Source organism: Thermus sp. NEB1569 (genome assembly GCF_022385295.1).
Classification (GTDB): Bacteria; Deinococcota; Deinococci; order Deinococcales; family Thermaceae; genus Thermus; species Thermus scotoductus.
Map to the genome: position 1 here is coordinate 1,022,720 of NZ_CP092445.1, position 19,539 is coordinate 1,042,258.

The following is a 19,539-nucleotide window of genomic DNA, read 5'->3' on the forward strand; positions in this document are numbered from 1 at the left end:
ATTATCCTGAGGAGGGTTAGACCGGATGGAAACGCCTCCCGTACGCCGCTTTTTTTTGAGCCTGGCCCTTTTCCTCCTTTTCCTTTGGGCCCTTTCCCACCTCTATAGCCTTCTTCTTTGGGTCTTCCTGGCCTTTACCCTGGCCGGGGCTTTGGATCCCCTGGTGGGGCTCTTTGCGCGAAGGTTCCCCCGGCCTTCCGCGGTTTTCCTGGCCTACCTCTTGGTTTTGGGCGCCATGGGCCTGGGGTTTTACCTGGCTGCACCCCTCCTTGTCCTCCAGTTCCACCATCTGGGTGAGGTTTTGCCCCAGGTCCTGAGGTGGCTGGAGGACAACCTGGGGCTTACCCTTCCCGGCCTGGCCTCTTCGCTTTTCACCTCCGCCCACGTGGCCGGGGATCTCCTCCTGAGGGTGGGGGAAACGGTTTCCCAGCTGGTTTTGGCCTTGGTCCTGGCGGTGATGATTGCCCTCGAGCCCCATTTGGTGGCCAGGGTTGCCCCCTATCTCCCGGGGAGCGGCTGGACCGAGGTCCTGGAGGACACCTGGAGGCGGATGGGCTACTGGGCCCGGGCCCAGTTCCTCATCGCCCTTTCCTTCGCCCTTCTCTTCGGCGGGTGGCTTTTGTTCCTGGGGGTTCCCAGCCCCTTTGCTCTAGGGGTCTTGGGTGGGGTTCTGGAGGTGGTACCCTTCGTGGGCGGCATCGCCACCGCCTTGCTGGCTTTTCTGGTGGCCCTTTCGGCCAAGGGGCCTTTGGTGGCCTTGCTGGTGCTTTTGGGCTACGGGGGGATCGCCCTACTGGAGGGCAAGGTCCTCATCCCGTACATCTACGGCCGCACCGTGGGTTTCCATCCCGCCCTGGTGCTCCTCGCCATCTTCGCCTTCGGTAAGCTCTTCGGTTTTCTGGGTATATTCCTGGCGGTACCCATGACCATCCTGGGGGCGGGAATTCTGAAGCACTGGCGGCGCTAGCCCCCCACGTGCACGAAGGGGCGTTGGCTCCGATCGGGTTCGGTGCGGCGCAGGATCTCATGGGTAAGGGTGGGTACATCCCCTTCTCCGAAAAGGAGGAAGTCTAAGGCAGCCTGCAGGGGTCCCTCGTCCGACCACTCGAAGTAAATGTGGGGCCGTCGGCCGGTGCGGTTTCTAAGGTAGAGCAAAAAAGCAGCCAGGGTATTGGGTGCCGCTGTACCCAGGATGCGGAAGATGCGGGCCTCAGGGCGATCCACCCCCCAGACCCGGGCTTGGGCGGTGAACTCCGAAGGATCCTGCACAAAGACCTCCACGAAGTAAATGGGATCCCCCACCGGGATGTGGGTGGCCTCGCGGATGCGGCGCTCCTTCTCCCAGTACACCCCCCGGCCTCCTCGCTCCGGCCGGTGGGCCACTAGGCGGATGGGAGCCTCCTGCTTCGCAAGCTGGGACACAAATTGCTCGGCCATCTCGTCCAGCTGGAAACCCTCCACCCTGAGTTCAAACGCCCGCAGGGTCCGGGAGAGCAGGGAGATGATCAGGGTGGCCGCAATGAAAAAGGAGGCGATCTTCACCCCATCCGGTCGCTCCAGGATGTTGGCCAGAAGCACGTAGGCGAAGAGGGGGAGGAGGAGGCGGTAGTACCCACTTTCGGGACGCTTCTCCTGCTCCGCCAGCAGGGCCGCCGAAAGGGCAGCGGAGGTCATGACCACCAGCACGCCGGTGGCGTAGGCAGCTGCCTGGGCCTCCACCCGGGCCTGGAAAAGAAGGGTGAGGGCAAAGGCCACCCCGGTGAAGAAAAGGACCATGGGACGTTGTTTCCTAGCCCATTCCGGGGCCATGCCAAAGCGGGGAAGGTAGCGGGGGACGATGGTAAGGAGGCCCGCCATGGCGCTGGCCCCCGCGAACCAGAGGATGACGATGGAAAAGAGGTCGTAAAGGGTGCCGAAGTCTTCCCCCAGGTAGCGGTGGGCCAGAAAGCTTATCGCCCTGCCGGAAACCTCCTCGCTGCCCCATAGCTCCTGGGGGATGAGGAGAGTGGTGGCGAAGCCCATCCCTAAGAGGAAGATGCCCATGACGAGGGCCGCGGCGAAGAGGAGACGGTGCGTTCCCCGGATGCGGCCCCAGGGGCGCTCCGGGGTATCCCCGGGCAGGCCCCGGATCAAGGGCATGACGGCCACCCCGGTTTCGTAACCGGAAAGCCCCAGGGCCAGCTTGGGGAAGGCTAGGGCTGTGGCTAGCACCAGGCCCAGGGGGTCGGGCTGGCTGGAAAGGAGTTTTCGCCACCAGTCCTCCAGGTGCTCCGGGCGCACGTGGGACAGGGCGGAGAGGAGGACTACTCCGTTAAGGAAGAGATACCCCAGGGTGATGGGCACCGCCAGGCCGATGGCCTCCCGGAACCCCAGGTAGAAGACGAAGCCCAGGAGGCCAACAAGCAGAAGGGTGAGGCCCACCCGGTGTCCCTGAAGCCAGGAAGGAGCCAGGGGGTTGCCCAGGAGATGGACGGCGGCGTCGGCGGCGGAGAGGGTGATGGTGATCATGAAGTCCGTGGCCATGAAGCCCAGGACCACCAAAACCAAGACCTTGCCCCGCCAGCCGGGGATCAACCGGGTGAGAAGCCCTATGGATCCCTCGCCGTGTGGGCTTTCCTCCGCCACCCGGCGGTAGACAGGGTAGACCGCCAGGAAGGCGAAGATAACCAGGGCCAGGTTGGCCAAAGGGGACAGGAGCCCCGCGGCCAAAAGGGCGATCCCCGGCTGGTAGCCCAGGGAGGAGAAGAGATCAACCCCTGTCAGGCAGAGAACCTTCCACCAGGGGTACTGTCCTTCCTCCGGAGGTTTGCTGGAGGGTGAGGTATGCGGGTTCATATCCAAGCGGGGAGGGTAGGGCTGGTTCTAAACTGCCTTGCGCCACGATACGGGAATATACACCCAAGCCCCCCTTGGGACAACGAGGAAAAGCTCTTTAGCTACCGCCCCAGGGTGAGAAGGGCCAGGAGGAAGCCCGCGCCGTAGCCCACCGCTAGGGCTAGCCGCAAGGCCTGGTGGGTAGTCTTGGGCGTGGGGGAGGGGGCAGAGGCGTTTAAGGCGTAGGCTCCCCGCTTACGCAGGCGCACCCCTAGCCTCAAGGCCAAGGCGGCCATGGGGAAGCCGGCATTGGGGGAAAGCGTCTTCCTGGCTTCCTGGAGGAGCCTGGGCCAGAGCCGGGGAGGGCAAAGGAGAAGGCCCGTGATCCGGGCCGGGACCAGGTTTAAAAGGTCGTCGGCCCGGGCGGCAAACGCTCCCCTCCTTCCGTGCTCGAGGTAGCCCCACATGGCATCGGCGGTGTTGGCGTACCGGTACAGGGCGGCTCCGGCCAGCCCCAAGAGGGCGTAATAGAGGAGAGGGGCGATGACGCTATCGGAAAGGTTCTCCCCAAGGCTTTCCAAGGCGGCTTCCCGAACCTCCTCTGGGGAAAGGTCTTCTGTGGGGCGGCTCACGATCCGGGCTAGGCGCCGCCGGGCTTCTGCAAGGGAATCCGGCCCCTGCAGAGGCCCATAGGACAGGGCTTCCTCCACCCTACCCACCTCCCAAAGGAGCATCCTCAAGCTGAAGAGGGGCTTGAGGAAAAGCCCCAGAAGAAGCCAGCCCCAGGCCAAGGGCCTGAGGATCAGGTCCAGGAAAAGGGCGGGGAGGGTGAAGAGGAGGGCCCCCAGGGTCCAGTAGAAGGCCCCCGTCCAGAAACCCCGCACCTGGGGCCAGGCCCAGGCCAGGTACCGGCCCATGAGGACCACGGGGTGGAACCGGGCAGGGGGTTCCCCAAAGAGGAAGTCCAAGAGAAGAGCCAGAAGGAGGCTCACGGGTTTGGAATCAAGCGGTCCAGGACCCGCTTAGGCCAGTCCAGAACCACGGCGCTTCCCGGCTGGACAAGGCCGTCCTCCCCTAAGGCCCTTAGGGCCGCCCGGATCACCCCTCCGTGGGTGAAGAGGACCGCAGGGGCCTTGATCGCCTCCAGGAAGCGGAGGACCCGCTCCTGGAAGGCCTCGAGGCTCTCCCCTCCTGGGGGGGCAAAGCCCTGGAAGCGCAGGAGGGCTTCCTGGTAGGCGGGGTCCAGCTCCTGCCAGAGGGCTCCTTCCAGAAGGCCGAAGTGGATTTCCCTTAAGGCGAAGACGGGTTGGGGCTGAAACCCCGCCAGTTCCGCCGTCCTTTGGGCCCGAAGCAGGTCGGAGCTGAAGGCGGGAAGCCCCGGCAGAACCCCTCGGAGGGCCTTGGCCTGGGCCTCCCCCAGGGGGGTGAGGGGGAGGTCGGTCCAGCCCAGAAGGCGGTGTTCGCGGTTCCAGAGGGTTTCCCCGTGGCGCACCAGCCATAGCTCCATGCCTCAGAGCTTATACTCCTGCCGTATGGGATACCAGGAGGTTCTGCAGGCGGCAAGGGAGCGCATGGAACGGCTCACCAAGCCCCCTAGGTCCCTGGGCCACCTGGAGGAGGTGGCGGTGCGGCTTGCTGCCATCCAGGGAAGGCTGAAACCGGAACTGGGCCTGGGGGCGGTGGTGGTGGCTGCTGCAGACCACGGGGTGGTGGCGGAGGGGGTTTCCGCCTACCCCCAGGAGGTCACCTACCAGATGGTGCTGAACTTCCTTCGGGGTGGGGCCGCCATCAACCAGCTGGCGCAGGTGGCGGACTGCCGGGTCTACGTCCTGGATGTGGGGGTCAAGGGGGACCTGCCCCAGCACCCGGGGCTTCTAAAGCGCAAGGTGCGCCCGGGCACGGGGAATCTGGCCCGGGAGGCGGCCATGACCCTGGAGGAGGCGGAAAAGGCCCTTCTGGCGGGCCAGGAGGCAGCCCGCATTGCCATCGCTCAAGGGGCCACCCTTCTTGCGGCTGGGGATATGGGCATCGGCAACACCACCGCAGCCAGCGCCCTCACCGCCGCCCTTTTGGGTCTTCCCCCGGAGGCGGTGGTGGGCCGGGGCACGGGGGTGGGGGAGGAGGGGCTTAGGCGGAAACGGGAGGCGGTGGCCCGGGCCCTAAGCCGCCTGCGCCCCGGTGAGCATCCCCTGGAGGTGGCGGCGGAGGTGGGGGGTTTGGAGCTTGTGGCCATCGCCGGGGTCTACCTGGAGGGGTACCGTCAGGGTTTGCCCTTGGTTTTGGACGGTTTTCCCGTTTCCGCTGGGGCCCTTCTGGCCTACCGGTTGGAGCCAGGGCTTAAGGAGTACCTCTTCGCGGGCCACCTCTCCCGGGAGCCTGGGCACCGGTACATCCTCGAGGCCCTGGGCCTAAGGCCCCTCCTGGACCTCCACCTGGCCCTGGGGGAAGGAACGGGAGCGGTCCTGGCCATGCCCCTCCTCAGGGCTGCGGCCCGCATCCTGCACATGGCCACCTTTGAGGAGGCGGGGGTTTCCGACCGCCAGTAGTCCATGTGCCCCTTGCGCCTGGCCCTAGGCCTTCTCACCATCTTCCCCTTGGCTCCCAAGGAGGCCACCCCGGAGGATTTCCGAAGGAGTACCCTTTTCTTCCCCCTGGCGGGTTATGCCCTGGGGCTTCCCCTCATGCTCCTGTCCTTACTTCCCCTTCCCGATGGGCTTTTGGCTGCCCTGCTTCTGGCTTTCCTCCTGGGCCTTACGGGTTTTTTGCACCTGGATGGGCTTTTGGATCTGGCCGATGCCCTTTTGGGCGCAAGGCCCAAAGAGGAGCGGCTTCGCATCCTCAAGGATCCTCACCTGGGCCCCTTTGCCTTCGGGGTGGGAGGGGTTTACCTTCTTCTTCTTTGGCAGGCCTTGGCCTTGGCGAGGGAACCCCTTTTCCTCCTCCTCCTGCCCGGCTTTGCCCGCTTTGCCGTCCTCCCCTTTTTAAACCGCTACCCCCTCCTGCATTCGGGAATGGCGGGTCTCATCTGGGGAGGTCCCTGGGGAGGCGCTTTCCTTCTGGCCCTGCCCTTTCCCCTCCTTTACCCTTGGCCTGCCCTCCTGGTTTTCCTGGCCGCCTATGGGGTGGCCCGCTTGGCGGTGGCCCGCCTGGGGGGGCTAAACGGGGATGTCCTGGGGGCCATGATCGCCCTGGGGGAGCTTGGGGGCCTGGTAGGCTACGTGCTATGGAAAGCCCTAAGCGGGTGAAGCCGTACGCCAGGCCCACGGAAAAGAGACGGGGCCTCCTTCTGGTCTACACCGGGGAGGGCAAGGGGAAAAGCACCGCCGCCTTTGGCCTGGCCCTTAGGGCCCACGGCCGGGGCCTAAAGGTGAGGATCTTCCAGTTCATCAAGCACCAGACGGCCCGCTTCGGGGAGCACCGGGCCTTTGCGACCCTGGGGATTCCCGTGGAGGGATTGGGGGATGGCTTCACTTGGAAAAGCCGCGACCTTTTGGCTTCGGCCCGGTTGGCCTACGAGGGATGGGGGCGGGCCAAGGAAGCCATCCTCTCCGGCGCTTACCATCTGGTGGTCCTGGACGAGGCCATCTACCCTTTGCGCTACGGCTGGATTCCTTTGGAGGAGTTCCTTGAGGTCTTAAGGGTGCGTCCCGAGCACGTGCACGTGGTGGTGACGGGGCGGGATGCTCCCGAGGAGCTTTTGCACCTAGCGGACACGGTCACGGAGATGCGCAAGGTGAAGCACGCCTTTGACCAGGGGATCCCGGCCCAGGCGGGAATGGAGCACTAAAGCCTTAGAGCCCGGCCCGCCACCAGGAGGTAGACCTCCTCTGCCTCCCGGGCGAAGAGGGCGTTCACCTCCCCCAAAAGGTCCCGGTAGCGGCGGGCCAAGGGATGGGCGGGAACGATCCCCATGCCCACCTCGTTGCTGACGGCGATGACCCGCTTGCCGCTATGGGGGAGGGCCTCGTTGCTTCGCGGAGCGAACAATGCCTCAAGGAACCGCTTGGCCTCCTCCAGGGGGTCCAGGCCCTTTTCCAGGAGGTTGGAGACCCATAGGGTCAGGCAGTCCACCACCACCGTGGGGTAGCGGGCCTTTGTTAAGGCTCCCGCCAGGTCCAAAGGCTCCTCCAGGATCTCCCAGGTGGGGGGGCGTTCGGCCCGGTGGCGGGCGATTCTTTCCGCCATTTCCTCATCCCGGGCCTCGGCGGTGGCGATGAGGGTGGCGAAGGGCCCCGCTAGGTTCTGGGCGTGGCGGCTTTTGCCGCTTTTCGCCCCACCCAGGAGAAGGACCAAGCCGGGGCGAGGGTCATGCGGATCGGGACTCCGGCTCGCTAAGGGGCCTTGTGGGGGATCCGGGCTTTGCGGCATGGAGGGCAGGGGTTTTGCCTTGCCAAAAAGCCCTAGGGCGCGGTGGAGGGCCCTCAGGTCCAGATGGCGCTCCAGGGCGTCCGCCAGTTCCTGCAAGGCCTCCTCGAGGCCTCTGGCCTCCCGGCCGAAGAGGGCCCGTTGCACCCCGGGGTTTTCCAGAAGGCCATGGAGCCAGGTGGCGAGGAGGGAGCCTTCCTGGTGCAGAAGGGGGAGGCCCTGGCCATGGTGGATCTCGTAGCCCTCCACCTGGAGGCCGTTTAAGCTACCCCAAAAGCCCGTCAGTCCCTCCAGTCTTACCCGCCGGCCGAAAACGGTCTTGGCCTTTTCCATGCGCACCTGGAAGGGAAGGAGGCCGAGGCCTGGGAAAAGGCCCCTCTTTTCCACTCCCTCCTCGTCCAAAATAGACTCCGAGAGCATCTCCGCCCCGCCGCAGACCGCCAGCACCGGCTTGTTTTGGGCCAGGTGGTTTTGGATCAGGGGCAGGAAGTCTCTAAGCCAAGGGAGGTCTTCGCTGGGGAGGCGGCTTCCCGGAAGGATGAGGAGCCAGGCCCCTTCCGCCTCCTTGGGGGTGCGGGCATGGACCAGGTGGGCGAGCTCGCTCAAGGGCCAAAACTCGTCCAGGTTGGAGGCATGGGGGTAGCGGAGGACGGCCACCTTGGGGCCCGGGCCAGGCCTAGGGCGATGGCGGAACCCATCTTCCTCGGGAAGCTCCAGCCCCAGCATGGGCAGGGTGCCCAGTACCGGGACCCCAGTCCAGTCCTGGAGGAGGCGGTAGGCGGGTTTTAGAAGTTCCAGATCCCCCCGGAACTTGTTGAGGATAAACCCCACCAGCCTTGGCCTGTGCTCCCCCAGAAGGGCCCAGGTGCCGTAGAGGGCGGCCAGGGAGCCACCTTGGTCCACATCCGCCACCAGGAGGGCCTTGGCCTTTGCCCACTCGGCCACCTTCAGGTTGGGGAGATCGGGCCAGAGATTCCGCTCCACGGGGCTTCCCGCCCCCTCGATCACCACCAGTTCGTAGTCTTGAAGAAGCCCCGCCAAAGCTTTCTGCACCACGCCATCCAGGTGGGCCCGCCGCTCGGCCCAGGAAAGCCGCGAAAGTTCCGGGCTAACCTGGCCCAGGAGGATCACCTGGGAGGCCCGTTCCCCCATGGGTTTTAGGAGAACCGGGTTCATGCGGGGCTCGGGAGGGACACCCGCCGCCTGGGCCTGGACCCACTGGGCGCTGGCCATCTCGCCCCCCGCCACCACCCGGGCGTGGTTGGACATGTTCTGGGCTTTGAAGGGGGCTGCCCTAAGGCCCAGGCGCTTAAAGTGCCTCAACAGGCCGGCGGTGAGGAAGCTTTTCCCCACCCCGCTTCCCGTGCCCCAGATGATGAGGGCCTTGGCCTTCATGGTAGCCTAGGTCTTCCTGGGGTTAACCCTGGGAAGGGCGTGGGGATAAGGGCTCAGGGCTTCAGGTGGTTTTTTCACCGCTTTTTAAGGTGGGCAACGGCTTTCCCCATGCGCCCAGTATACGCACCTACCTTTCCCGCCGCTATGTGGGGGCATTTGGGGGCTCGGCCCGCTGGATGGGCTTGGATACCTCCGCCCAGCAGGATGCAAGGCAGGCAGCCGTCTGGCCTATGGAAAAGGCCTGCCAGGTAGGGAACCGGCGGGCCTTGGCCAGCACACCTCTTGGAACATATCCCACGGTTGGAGGTTCATCAAGAGCAGCGCCCTTGGTTTGACCTCCTGCGGGGGGCCTCAGGCGGGCTTTCTAGGAGGCTCCGGGGCGTAGACCACAGTCAGCAAGTGCAGCAGTTCTTCCTTGACCTCCAGGTAAGCGCGGTTCTGAAGCATCTCCCGCCGGTTGCGGGGGCGGGGCAGCGGCACCTCTACCACCTTGCCGATGGTGGCGGCGGGTCCGTTGCTCATCACCGCAATGCGGTCGGAGAGGTAGATGGCCTCTTCCACATCGTGGGTTACCAAGAGGATGGTCTTGCGTTGGCCGCCCCAGATGGCCCTCAGGAAGCTGTCCTCCAAGGTGGAGTCCCACACCTTCAAGAGCTCGTCTTGCAAGTTCGTACGTGTCAGGGCGTCCAGGGCGCCGAAGGGTTCATCCAGCAACAGGATCTTCGGGTTGGTGGCCAGGGCCCGGGCCAAAGCAGTGCGCTGCTTCATCCCCCCGGAGATCTCGCCTGGCTTCTTGTGGCGGTGTTCCCACAGGCCCACTATGCGGAGAAACTTCTCGGTGATGCGGGCTCTCTCAGCATCGGTAAGTTCGCGGTGCACCGAGTCCACCCCTACCCTCACGTTTTGGTACACGGAAAGCCAGGGCAAGAGCGAGTAGTTTTGGAACACCACCCCCCGATCGGGGCCGGGGCTTCTTATAGGCTGGCCCTCCAGGAGGATCTCCCCCTTTGTGGGCCGGGTCAATCCCGCTATCATGGCGAGGAGGGTGGATTTCCCGCTGCCCGAGTGGCCGATGAGGGCTATCACCTCACCCTCCCGAACCTGAAGGTTCACGTTCTCCAGGGCGGTGTAATGACCGAAGCGTTTCTGGACACCCGAGATGTTCAAGAACGCCATACTCACTCCTAGTGCGAAAAGGCCCTAGCCGTGGCTGAACCGCCTCACTAGCCCGGCTAACAGGGCGTCAAGGCCCCAGCCCACGAGCCCGATGAAGAGGAGGCTAGCCATGACATAGTCCAGTTGGCCCGAGTTGTAGCTGTCCCACACGAAGAAACCTATCCCCATGCCTCCAGCAAGCATCTCAGCGGCCACAATCACCATCCAGGCTGTACCCATGCCTAGCCGGAAGCCGGTGAAGACGTAAGGTAGGCTGTGGGGCAGCACCACGCGGGTGAGGTAGGTCCAGGGTGAGAAGGCAAAGACCTTGGCCACGTTGCGGTAGTCCTGGGGGATTGAGCCTACGCCCAGCGCAGTGTTGATCAGGGTAGGCCATAGCGAGGTGATAGCGATAACAAAGATGGAGGCCGGTTCCGAGGCCTGGAGGGCAGCCAGGCCCACCGGGAACCAGGCCAGGGGGGATATCGGGCGTAGGATCTGGATCACGGGGTTAAGCATGGCCCTTAGCCCTTCCGAAGTTCCCACCGCGATGCCCAGGGGCACAGCGATCAAGGCCCCTAGCCCGAAGCCTGCAAAGACACGCTTAAGGGAGAGCCACAACTGCAAGCCGATGCCCAGGTCGTTGGGGCCGTGGTTGTAGAAGGGATTGGTAAGAAGTTGCCAGAACACCCCTAGGGTTCTGGCAGGATCGGGCAGCTGGGGGGTGATGGTGTGGCTAAGGATGTACCACGCCAGCAGCAGGATGGCAAAGCCGGTAATGGCGTTCAATCCCATGAGCAGGGAGGTGGGGACGGTAATCCTCCGAAAGGGGGACTCTTTACCAAGGCGTTCCATGGACAAACCTCCTTACACCCTCACCTTGTACTTCCTGATGGAACCTTCAGGGTCCTTGGGGTCAAAGGTGACGCCATCGATGAAGCCGGAAAGGGGACGCATATCGTCATTGGGGATGGGGATGCTGAGCTCCTTGGCCACGGAAATATAGAAGTCCTGCGCCAGGATGGTTTCGGCGATGCCTTCGTAGTCAATCCTTCCCTTGAGCATGCCCCAACGGCGGTACTGGGCCAGGAACCAGATGGCATGGGACTTCCGGGGGAAGTTGGTCTGGCCACCGTTATGGAAGAGCATGTAGTCGTCGGTATAGGTGTGCCTACCTAGATCTCCTCCCAGGTCGTACACGCCAAGCAGGCGGGCTTCGATAATGCTGGGATCAGCGTTGACGTACTGGCGGCGGGCAATCACCTTGGCGGCGGTGCGGCGGTTAGCTGGGTTATCCAGCCACTTGCTGGCCTCGAGGACCGCCTTGGTAATGGCCCGCGCCTCCTCTGGATTATCGCGAAAGAACTCATGGTTGAAGACCAAGGCCTTCTCGGGGTGGTGCTTCCAGATGTCCTGGCTGGCTAGGGCAGTGAAGCCGATACCCTGCTTGACCGCCACGCCGTTCCAGGGCTCGCCCACGCAGAAGCCGTCCATACTGCCCACGCCCATGTTGGCTACCATCTGCGGTGGGGGGACCACGATGATGCGCACGTCCTTCACCGGGTTAACGCCACAGGCCCCCAGCCAGTAGCGCAGCCACAGGTCATGGGTGCCGCCGGGGAAGGTCATGGCGAAGGTAAGGGGTTTGCCCTCCCGCTTCTTGGCTAGGATGGCTTTTCCCGCTCCATCCAGGTCCTTGAAGCCCACCTTGCCTCCGAAGTCCTGGCTGGAGAGGGTGATGGCCTGGCCGTTGTTGTTTAAGACCATAGCGATGCGCAACACCCGTCCCGCCGGCCCGCCGATCCCGGTATACACCGAGAAGGGCAGGCCGAAGAGGGTGTGCGCCGCCACGATCTCCCCGCTAAGAAGGTGGTCACGGGTGGTGGCCCAGCTGGCCTCCTTGACCAGTTCCACATCCACCCCGTGCTTCTGGTACAGGCCTAGCTCCTTGGCCATCACCACGGAGGCGCAATCGGTGAGGGCGATGAAGCCGATCCTAAGCTTTCTGCTCCGGGCCTGGCCACGCACAAGCCCGGTGGTGGCAATGCCCAGGGCAAGCCCCTTCTTCAGCACCTCCCTGCGAGCGATCTTTTTCATGCCTCACCTCCCTTTAGCCTGCCTTCCTGGGGCTGCTGATTTCCTCGAGGAAAGCGGCAAATTCCGTTACCAAGGCTCCCATGCGCTCCGTCCTGGGATGCCATACCCGTATCCCCGCCTCTTGCAGGGGCCTTGCGGTTACTCGCCCTATGGCCAAGGCCCAGACCTCCTGGAAGGCCTCCCTCAGATGGTCCATCTGTCCCCCTCTATGGGCGTACTCCAGGAGGCACTCCACCTGGGGCATGCTTGTGAAGACCACCGCATCTACCTGCTGGGCAAGGATTTCCTCCATCAACCGGGCAAGACCGGTTTCGGGGGCGCAGAGGTGCCGGTAGGGTAGGAACTCCTCCACCACCGCTCCCCGCTCTCGGAGAAAGTGGACAAGCCCGGGGGCGGGTTGTCCGTAAAGTTGGAGAAACACCCGTTGGCCCGTCAAGGGATAAACCCGAAGGGCCTCCATCAGACTCTCCATGGTGCCATCCTCGTCCTCGAGGACGGCCTCGAGGGCATGCCCCTTGAGGGCTCGCCGGGCCTTGTAGCCCCGCAGCGCGATCTTGCCGCGCCTTAGTTGGGCATAGACTGCTTCCCACAATCCCAGGGCCTCGGCCTGCTCCTGGAGTTGCTGGAATCCCATGCCCGTGGTGAAGATGACCCAGTCGGCACCATAATGGGCGAATTTGCGAAGCTGCTCCTCTAGCAAGTGGGCTTCAGCCAGCACCGTCTGTGCGGTGGGGCGAAATAGGGGAATGCCCCCTTGCTTTTTAAGAATCAGCGCCAAGTCTTCCCCCCGGCGTGAACTACAGAGGGCAAAGCGCATCCCGGAAAGCTTCATGTACCCACCTTGGCTACCTCGGCGACGGGAACGCCCACCCAGACTTCCCCTGCCTCCAACCTAACCGGGTACACGGCCAGGCGAACGGTGGGGTCGTCCAGGTATTCGCCGGTTTCCAGGTCGAAGCGATGTTTCAGTAGGGGCGAGGCTACGTACAGGCGCTCCCCTTTGCTTCCCACCAGCCCGCGGCTGATTACGTTGGCCTTGGTGAAGGGGTCGAAGTTGGAAAGGGCGAACAGCCGCTCGCCCACGCGGAAGATGGCCACCTGCTTCCCCTCCACCAGGGCGCAGACGCCACTCCCGGGCAGGATGTCCTCTAGCCGGCAGACCCGGACCCACCTCATGGTTCTGCCTCCGTGGCCAAGGGTAGGGGGAGCGTGTCGCGCTCAAAGTCGTAGGCCGGGCGGTGCTGGCCGCGTTGTGGCACCATTACGATGTTGTCGTCGGGGGCGTCGGAGTTGACGAAGTGGCGGAAGTGCTTGAGCTTATTGGGGTCCTCCAACGTGGCCTTCCACTCGCACCGATAGGTCTCGATGTGGCGGGCCATCTGGGCCTCGAGTTCCGCCGCTAAACCCAGTTTGTCTTCCACGATCACCTCCCGCAGGTACTCGATGCCGCCATCCAGCTTCTCCAGCCACCCGCTGGTGCGCTGGAGCTTATCGGCGGTACGGATGTAGAACATCAGGAAACGGTCGATGTAGCGCACGAGGGTTTCCTCGTCGAGGTCGGCGGCCAGCAACTCGGCGTGGCGGGGCTTCATGCCCCCATTGCCGCCCACGTAGAGGTTCCAACCCCGCTCGGTGGCGATGACGCCGACATCCTTACTACGGGCCTCGGCGCACTCGCGGATGCACCCTGAGACCCCCATCTTGATCTTGTGGGGAGCCCTGAGGCCCTTGTAGCGGTTTTCCAGCCGGATGGCCAGCCCAACTGAGTCCTGCACCCCGTAGCGGCACCAGGTGTCGCCCACGCAGCTCTTAACGGTACGCACGGCCTTGCCGTAGGCGTGACCAGATTCAAAGCCAGCGGCGATGAGGTCAGCCCAGATGTGCGGGAGCTGCTCTAGCCGTGCCCCGAAGAGGTCCACCCGCTGCCCGCCGGTGATCTTGGTGTAAAGCCCGTACTTTTTCGCTATCTGTCCGAGGGCGATGAGCTTCTCGGGGGTGATCTCCCCGCCGGGTATGCGGGGTACCACCGAATAGGTACCGTCGCGCTGCAGATTGGCCAGGAAGCGGTCGTTGGTGTCCTGCAAGGGGGCATGGGCGTCCTCCAGCACGTGTTCGTTGTAGAAAGAGGCCAGAATTGAGGCCACGGCTGGCTTACAGACCTCGCAACCCACTCCCCTGCCGTAGTCGCGCAGTAGGGCATCGAAGGTCTTGTAGCCCTTGACCCGGACGATGTCGAAGAGCTGACGGCGGCTATAAGGAAAATGCTCGCAGAGGTGGTCGCTGGCCTTCTCGCCCAGCTTCAGCAGCTCCTCCTTGAGGATATCCTCCATCATGCCCACGCAGCCGCCGCAACCCGTGCCGGCCTTGGTCGCCTTCTTCAACGAGGCGATGTCGCGGGCACCCAGGTGTATGGCCTCAACGATGGTACCTTTGGTCACGTTCTCGCACTGGCACACCCGCGCTGTGAGGGGTAAGGTGGTCCTGGTGGCGGGATTTTCCTGGGCTGGGGGAATGAGCAGGTGCTCGGGGTTTCCCAGCTCTAGGGCGTTGGAGAACAGGTTGTGAAGCCTGGGATAGTCCGAGGTGTCGCCCACCAGGATGCCGCCCAGAAGCCGCCGGCCATCTGGGCTGATCACGAGTTTCTTGTAAACGCCCTTGCCGAGGTCGTAAAGCAGGATCTCCCTTGCGCCTGCGGTTTGGGCGAAAGCGTCGCCGAAGCTGGCCACCTCCACACCCAGGAGCTTGAGCTTGGTGGACGTGTCCGCCCCGGTGAAGGTCCTCGTGCTGCCGGTGAGATGTTCGGCCAGGACGCGGGCCATCTCGTAGCCGGGTCCCACCAGTCCGTAGATGCGGCCTTGGTAGAGGGCACAATCCCCGATGGCGTAGATGTGGGGATCGGAGGTGCGGCAGTGCTCATCTATGACAATGCCGCCGCGCTCGCCTACCTCAAGGCCGCTCGATCGCGCCAGTTCGTCGCGGGGGCGAATGCCCGCCGAGAAGATCACCAGGTCCGCCTCGAGGCTGCTCCCGTCGGCGAAGTGCAGCGCGGCCACGCGGCCATCCCTGCCCCTGATCCTCTGGGTGGTTTTGGAGAGGTGCACCCCGATCCCCATGGCCTCGAGCTTTTTCTTCAACAGATGGGCGCCTAGCTCATCCAGTTGCATGGGCATCAGGCGGGGGGCGAGTTCCACCACGTGGGTCTCTAGACCCAGTTTTAACAAGGCCCCGGCAGCCTCAAGCCCCAGCAGGCCACCACCGATGACCACCCCCTTTTGGCTGTGCTTGGCCCAGGCTTCTATGCGGGTAAGGTCCTCGAGGGTGCGGTAGGTGAAGCAGCCCTCGAGGTCACGCCCCTCGATAGGCGGCACGAAAGGGTAGGGGCCCGTTGCCAGAACCAGGATGTCGTAGGGGATATCCTGATGGGTGGTCCGGACAAGCCTTTGTCCGCGGTCGATGGCCGTGGCCCTGGCGTGGATGATGTGGACGCCCCATTCCGCGTACTGCTCATAGGATCCCAGAGAGAGGTTGGGGCGCGGTTCGCTGAAGAACTCGCTCAGGCGGACCCGGTCATAGGCCAGGCGTGGCTCCTCGGCGATCACCGTGAGGTGGAAGTCTTGGGTCCTGGCCCTCAGGGCTTCCAGAAACTTGTGTCCTACCATGCCATTGCCCACCACTACGATCCGCTCTACCATAGGCACCTCCTCCTTAAGGGCTTAGCGCGGGACGCGGCTCTAAAGCCGTGCTGGCCTCGAGGGGCTTGAGCCGGGCCCTTATCCGCACCACCTCCCCTATCACCCATACGGCTGGAGGCTGGACCTCGCTTCCTCCCGCGGCTACCTCCCCCAGCGTGGAGACCACCACCCGCTCCTGGGGTGTGGAGCCCCGTTCGATAAAGGCCACCGGTTCCTCCGGCCTGCGCCCAACCCGTACCAGTTCTTGGGCGATGCGGCTGCGTTCCTTGATCCCCATAAGCACCACCAGGGTGTCCACCCGGGTGTAGGGGGTGAGGTCTGGCAACCTCCCCCCTTGGGTGTGGCCCGAGAGCACCGCAAAGCCCCCCGACACGCCCCGCATGGTCAGGGGAATGCCGGCCAAAGCTGGGACAGCGAGGGCGGAGCTCACCCCAGGCACCACTTCCACCTCGATCCCTTTTTCGGTCAGGAACAGCCACTCCTCCCCCCCACGTCCGTAGACCAAGGGATCCCCTCCCTTTAGCCGCACCACCTTCTTTCCGGAGCGGGCGTGATGGAGCAGTTGGTGGAGGATGAACTCCTGTACCCTGTCCTGCTCGCCCAGCTCCTTTCCCACGTAAACGAGCTGGGCCCGGGGATTGACCTGTTCCAACACGGCGGGACTGACCAGGCGGTCGTAGAGCACCACCTCGGCCCTCTTGAGCAAGCGGAGGGCCCTGAGCGTTAAAAGCTCAGGATCTCCCGGGCCCGCGCCCACCAAGTAGACCTTGCCTCTACTCCTATCCCTCATCATGAAGACACCCCCTCCAACCCCGATTGGTGTAGAGCCCTGAGCAGAACCTCTCTGGCCTCCTCGGTTTCGCCCCGGGCTACCAGTTCCAGGGCGGGGCTGTCCATCATGCGGTACCAGGCAGCCTTCCTAGCCTGGAAGTCATGGGGAAAGGTTTCCTTCACAATGGTTCGGTAGGCGTGCAGTATTTGGAGAAATTCTTTGTACTCAGGGCCGTATTTCTTGGCCAGTTCCTGCCGGATCCTTACCCCTAAGGCGGGGGCCACCCCGCTGGTGGAGACTGCGATGATCAATGCCCCCTGCCGATGAACCGCGGGTAGGATGAAATCGCAGTGGGCTGGGTCATCCACCGTGTTCAGCCACACCCCTCGCTCGCGGGCCTCCTGGGCGATGAGAGGGTGGAGCCAGCGCTCGCGCGGATGGGCAAAGCACAGTTGAAAGCCCTCGAGGTCTCCCCGGCGGTACCCCCGCCGTAGCCACCGAAACCGTGGGCCCTTGCCGTCTTCCAGAAGGGGTTCTAGCCCCGGGTGCGGGTGGGGAGAGATCAACGTGACGGCTGCCCCCACCTCCAGTAAGCTCCGCACCTTGGCTTCTGTTTCGCAGCCTCCCCCTATGAAGAGGACCGGGCGGCCCCGTAGATCCAGCATCACAGGGTAGTACATGACACCTCCTGGTCGGCTGCCGTTGCCACGGTCTCGGGCTGGGTGAACGGTGCGAGGTCCACGGCGGCCACCTTGAACTCGGGCATCCCGCAACTGGGGTCGAGGGCGGGGTTAATCAGCCGGTTGATGGCCCGCTCTCCTTCCCAATGGAAAGGCACGAAAAGGGTGTCGGGGCGAATCTTGGGGTTGTACCTTACCCGGTAACAGGCCCTGGCACGCCGGCTACGGACCACGGCCAGGCCTCCCTCAGCAAGCCCCAGGCGCTGGGCGGTTTCGGGGTGAACCTCCAAAAGCGGCTCGGGGTACTTCTTAATGAGGCGCTTTAGGCGGCGGGTGTGGTTGCCGGTGAGGTAGTGGTAGAGGACCCGCCCCGTGGTGAGATAGAGGGGATAGCGCCCATCGGGTTCCTCGGCACTCGGCCGAAAAGGCGTAGGGATGAAGTGCGCGCGTCCGTCAGCCTGGGGAAAGCCCTGGGCGAAAGGCCTGGGCGTGCCAGGGCGGTTTTCAGAGGGGCAGGGCCAGAATACCTCCTCCCCGGCTTCTAGGCGCTCCCAGGTGATGCCATAATAATCGGCTTTAGCCCCTCGGGTGGCCAGGCGTAGTTCGTCGTAGACCTCACGGGGATTGGTGTAGCGGAAATACTGCCCTGCCCCAAGCCCAACGGCTAGGTCGCGGAGGATCTCCAAATCGCCTCTGGCCCCAATAGGAGGGCGGTGTACAGCACGGCGCAGGACCACGCGGCCCTCGAGGTTAGTTGTGGTGCCATCCTCTTCAACCCAGAGCGCGCCGGGTAGCACCACCCTGGCATGGCGGGCCGTCTCCGAAAGGAAGGGGTCGATCACCACCAGATGCTCCATGCGGGCGAGGGCATCGCGCACCCAATCCGAGTGTGGGGAAGAGGGGATGGGGTTTGCGCCCATCACCAGCATTCCCTGGATTTCGCCCCGGGCGATGGCTTGCAGGATCTCGAAGGCCGAATACCCCTTGCCAGGGAGCTGCTCGGGCTCAATTCCCCACACCCTGGCGACGGCCAGGCGGTCGCTGGGGTCCTCGAGGCTGCGGTAGCCGGGCAGCTGGTCGGCCTTCAGCCCCATCTCGCGCGCACCCTGGCCGTTGGCTTGGCCGGTGAGGGTACCAAAATCCGCCCCCAGTGCCAGCGCCAGGTTGATATAGGCCAGGGTGGTGTCCACACCGCGCGCATTCTGGTCAGCCCCCCGCCCGGTGAGGATGAGGGCTTTGCGGGCGCTGGCGAGCAGTTGGGCGGCCTGTTGGATCTCGTAAGGCGTCAGGCCAGAAATCTCCGCAGCCCAGACCGGTGTACAGCCCTCCACCGCCGCCAGGGCCTTCTCTAGCCCTCGGGTGTGCTCAGCGATGAAGCCATAGTTGAGGCGATGGTCCTTGGCGAGTACGTGGAGCAAGGTATTGGCCACGGCGAGATCGGTGCCAGGACGAAGCGCGAGGTGCAAGGTGGCGAGGTTCGCGGTGATGGTATGGCGAGGGTCCACCACAATGAAGCGGGTGCCACCCTCCTTGGCCTGGTGGAAGTATGGCATCAGCATGGGCAGGGTCTCCGCCGCATTGGAGCCTGCTAAGAGGATCAGGTCGTACCGGGGTAGGTCGGCTAGGGGACGGTTAAGCCCCCGGTCCAGGCCAAAGGCAAGGTTCTGGGCGGCGGCCGCCGCCGACATGCAATAGCGCCCGTTGTAGTCCACGTGAGGGGTCTTCAAAACCAATCGTGCGAACTTGCCCAGCAAATAGGCCTTTTCATTGCTCAGGCTGCCCCCACCGTACACCGCGTTGGCGGTGTTACCATGCCTGGCTGCAATGCGCCGGAAGCCCTCTACCGCTACCTCCAAGGCCTCTTCCCAGCTCGCAGGCTCAAGCTGCCCCTTCTTACGCACCAGAGGGGTTCTCAGGCGATGGGTGTGCCCCAGCAGTTCGCCCGAGGTCAAGCCCAGTACACAAAGCCTCCCCTTGTTGATGGGGTGAGGTAGGGGTTTGACCGTACCGTCGGCGTGTAACTGCATCGCGCACTGCATGGCGCAGAAACCGCAATGGGTGGAGGTGGCGGGAGTTCCGTTCGGAGGGTGCTCTTCCTGGGTCGGGAGGCTCCTCATATGGGAAAGTATAGGGGTGGTTGTGCAGCTTGTCAAGATAGTAATGGTCAAATGACCACATTTTGACTTACACTAAGCACAGAAAGCGCTGAATATGTGCATAGCGTTCTGATAGTAATAGCTTAGTCTCACAAGTATATGGTACAACAGCAATTTGGGAAGCTACCAGAACCCAAAAAGCCAGGGTTCACCCCAAGCAGGATGGCCTGCGGCTGATCCTGGCCGGCAACCAGGTGGACCGGAAGAGACTTCGGCTGGCCCGGGCTATGTTTTCTTGGTGAAACCGAGATGCACTGAGCCCAGACCAGCCCTTATCGGTTACATGGCGTAAGCCTCGAGGCCCATGCGCCCACCAGGCCGGGTGATCCAGTTGGCTCCCCTATGCCTCGGGTCAGCGTGGCTTCTGGCCCAGTAGGCCGGAGGGTGGCCATGGTGGGGATCTCGGTGGCAGC

General features: G+C 63.8%; 17 protein-coding genes. 4 read left to right on the forward strand and 13 right to left on the reverse strand.

What is annotated here, in order from left to right:
* The first annotated feature begins 25 nt into the window (after positions 1–25).
* Positions 26–967 carry an AI-2E family transporter gene (locus MI302_RS06070; RefSeq protein WP_239726469.1) on the forward strand — a complete coding sequence of 314 codons (942 nt, stop codon included), beginning with the start codon at positions 26–28 and terminating at the stop codon, positions 965–967.
* Here the strand turns inward: MI302_RS06070 and MI302_RS06075 are convergent.
* The 3 genes from MI302_RS06075 to MI302_RS06085 form a co-directional block, all read right to left on the reverse strand.
* Positions 964–2,835 carry an amino acid transporter gene (locus MI302_RS06075; protein ID WP_126169924.1) on the reverse strand — a complete coding sequence of 624 codons (1,872 nt, stop codon included), beginning with the start codon at positions 2,833–2,835 and terminating at the stop codon, positions 964–966. The genes MI302_RS06070 and MI302_RS06075 overlap by 4 nt on opposite strands.
* Before the next feature lie 101 nt (positions 2,836–2,936).
* Positions 2,937–3,806: an adenosylcobinamide-phosphate synthase CbiB gene (gene cbiB, locus MI302_RS06080; protein ID WP_019550888.1), complete on the reverse strand. Its 870-nt coding sequence runs from the start codon at positions 3,804–3,806 to the stop codon at positions 2,937–2,939.
* Positions 3,803–4,321, reverse strand: a complete 519-nt coding sequence (locus MI302_RS06085; protein ID WP_126169926.1) for a histidine phosphatase family protein — start codon at positions 4,319–4,321, stop codon at positions 3,803–3,805. Before MI302_RS06085 ends, cbiB begins: the two co-directional genes overlap by 4 nt.
* A gap of 25 nt (positions 4,322–4,346) precedes the next feature.
* Here MI302_RS06085 and cobT point away from each other — a divergent pair, with 25 nt between their 5' ends.
* From cobT to cobO, 3 genes are read left to right on the forward strand one after another with little or no spacing between them, the layout of a single operon-like run.
* A complete protein-coding gene (gene cobT / locus MI302_RS06090) occupies positions 4,347–5,360 on the forward strand; it encodes a nicotinate-nucleotide--dimethylbenzimidazole phosphoribosyltransferase (protein ID WP_239726470.1) in 1,014 nt (337 codons plus the stop codon).
* Between the two features lie 3 nt (positions 5,361–5,363).
* Positions 5,364–6,059 carry an adenosylcobinamide-GDP ribazoletransferase gene (locus tag MI302_RS06095; RefSeq protein ID WP_239726471.1) on the forward strand — a complete coding sequence of 232 codons (696 nt, stop codon included), beginning with the start codon at positions 5,364–5,366 and terminating at the stop codon, positions 6,057–6,059.
* A complete protein-coding gene (gene cobO, locus MI302_RS06100; RefSeq protein ID WP_019550892.1) occupies positions 6,038–6,601 on the forward strand; it encodes a cob(I)yrinic acid a,c-diamide adenosyltransferase in 564 nt (187 codons plus the stop codon). The genes MI302_RS06095 and cobO overlap by 22 nt, the downstream gene beginning before the upstream one ends.
* Here the strand turns inward: cobO and MI302_RS06105 are convergent.
* From MI302_RS06105 to MI302_RS06150, 10 genes are all read right to left on the reverse strand, one after another.
* On the reverse strand, positions 6,598–8,574 hold the full coding sequence (locus MI302_RS06105) for a cobyric acid synthase (RefSeq protein ID WP_239726472.1): 1,977 nt from the start codon (positions 8,572–8,574) through the stop codon (positions 6,598–6,600). The two genes, cobO and MI302_RS06105, sit on opposite strands and share 4 nt — an antisense overlap.
* Positions 8,575–8,925: 351 nt before the next feature.
* Complete coding sequence (locus MI302_RS06110) at positions 8,926–9,750, reverse strand: ABC transporter ATP-binding protein (protein ID WP_126164900.1); 825 nt, start codon at positions 9,748–9,750, stop codon at positions 8,926–8,928.
* Between the two features lie 24 nt (positions 9,751–9,774).
* A complete protein-coding gene (ntrB, locus tag MI302_RS06115; protein ID WP_126164901.1) occupies positions 9,775–10,584 on the reverse strand; it encodes a nitrate ABC transporter permease in 810 nt (269 codons plus the stop codon).
* 12 nt (positions 10,585–10,596) lie between these two features.
* The gene (locus tag MI302_RS06120) at positions 10,597–11,826 is read right to left on the reverse strand and encodes a CmpA/NrtA family ABC transporter substrate-binding protein (protein WP_038032252.1); all 1,230 of its coding nucleotides are present in this window, start codon (positions 11,824–11,826) and stop codon (positions 10,597–10,599) included.
* A gap of 13 nt (positions 11,827–11,839) precedes the next feature.
* The gene (locus MI302_RS06125) at positions 11,840–12,604 is read right to left on the reverse strand and encodes a uroporphyrinogen-III synthase (protein WP_239726473.1); all 765 of its coding nucleotides are present in this window, start codon (positions 12,602–12,604) and stop codon (positions 11,840–11,842) included.
* Between the two features lie 50 nt (positions 12,605–12,654).
* Positions 12,655–13,002 carry a nitrite reductase small subunit NirD gene (gene nirD / locus MI302_RS06130; protein ID WP_038032256.1) on the reverse strand — a complete coding sequence of 116 codons (348 nt, stop codon included), beginning with the start codon at positions 13,000–13,002 and terminating at the stop codon, positions 12,655–12,657.
* On the reverse strand, positions 12,999–15,518 hold the full coding sequence (gene nirB / locus MI302_RS06135) for a nitrite reductase large subunit NirB (protein ID WP_239726474.1): 2,520 nt from the start codon (positions 15,516–15,518) through the stop codon (positions 12,999–13,001). The genes nirD and nirB overlap by 4 nt, the downstream gene beginning before the upstream one ends.
* A gap of 13 nt (positions 15,519–15,531) precedes the next feature.
* Entirely contained in the window at positions 15,532–16,311 is a 780-nt protein-coding gene (gene cobA, locus MI302_RS06140; protein WP_052037985.1) for a uroporphyrinogen-III C-methyltransferase, read from the reverse strand.
* On the reverse strand, positions 16,308–16,970 hold the full coding sequence (locus MI302_RS06145; protein ID WP_038032261.1) for a bifunctional precorrin-2 dehydrogenase/sirohydrochlorin ferrochelatase: 663 nt from the start codon (positions 16,968–16,970) through the stop codon (positions 16,308–16,310). The genes cobA and MI302_RS06145 overlap by 4 nt, the downstream gene beginning before the upstream one ends.
* Positions 16,955–19,087, reverse strand: coding sequence for a molybdopterin oxidoreductase family protein (locus MI302_RS06150; RefSeq protein WP_126164905.1), 2,133 nt, complete (start codon positions 19,085–19,087; stop codon positions 16,955–16,957). Before MI302_RS06150 ends, MI302_RS06145 begins: the two co-directional genes overlap by 16 nt.
* Positions 19,088–19,539: the final 452 nt, after the last annotated feature.

Bases quoted from the DNA above. Each gene is read 5' to 3' on its own strand.
- MI302_RS06070 (WP_239726469.1), top strand. From the start codon at position 26: ATGGAAACGCCTCCCGTACGCCGCTTTTTTTTGAGCCTGGCCCTTTTC.
- MI302_RS06075 (WP_126169924.1), bottom strand. From the start codon at position 2,835: ATGAACCCGCATACCTCACCCTCCAGCAAACCTCCGGAGGAAGGACAG.
- MI302_RS06085 (WP_126169926.1), bottom strand. From the start codon at position 4,321: ATGGAGCTATGGCTGGTGCGCCACGGGGAAACCCTCTGGAACCGCGAA.
- cobT (WP_239726470.1), top strand. From the start codon at position 4,347: ATGGGATACCAGGAGGTTCTGCAGGCGGCAAGGGAGCGCATGGAACGG.
- MI302_RS06095 (WP_239726471.1), top strand. From the start codon at position 5,364: ATGTGCCCCTTGCGCCTGGCCCTAGGCCTTCTCACCATCTTCCCCTTG.
- cobO (WP_019550892.1), top strand. From the start codon at position 6,038: ATGGAAAGCCCTAAGCGGGTGAAGCCGTACGCCAGGCCCACGGAAAAG.
- MI302_RS06105 (WP_239726472.1), bottom strand. From the start codon at position 8,574: ATGAAGGCCAAGGCCCTCATCATCTGGGGCACGGGAAGCGGGGTGGGG.
- MI302_RS06110 (WP_126164900.1), bottom strand. From the start codon at position 9,750: ATGGCGTTCTTGAACATCTCGGGTGTCCAGAAACGCTTCGGTCATTAC.
- ntrB (WP_126164901.1), bottom strand. From the start codon at position 10,584: ATGGAACGCCTTGGTAAAGAGTCCCCCTTTCGGAGGATTACCGTCCCC.
- MI302_RS06120 (WP_038032252.1), bottom strand. From the start codon at position 11,826: ATGAAAAAGATCGCTCGCAGGGAGGTGCTGAAGAAGGGGCTTGCCCTG.
- nirD (WP_038032256.1), bottom strand. From the start codon at position 13,002: ATGAGGTGGGTCCGGGTCTGCCGGCTAGAGGACATCCTGCCCGGGAGT.
- nirB (WP_239726474.1), bottom strand. From the start codon at position 15,518: ATGGTAGAGCGGATCGTAGTGGTGGGCAATGGCATGGTAGGACACAAG.
- cobA (WP_052037985.1), bottom strand. From the start codon at position 16,311: ATGATGAGGGATAGGAGTAGAGGCAAGGTCTACTTGGTGGGCGCGGGC.
- MI302_RS06145 (WP_038032261.1), bottom strand. From the start codon at position 16,970: ATGTACTACCCTGTGATGCTGGATCTACGGGGCCGCCCGGTCCTCTTC.
- MI302_RS06150 (WP_126164905.1), bottom strand. From the start codon at position 19,087: ATGAGGAGCCTCCCGACCCAGGAAGAGCACCCTCCGAACGGAACTCCC.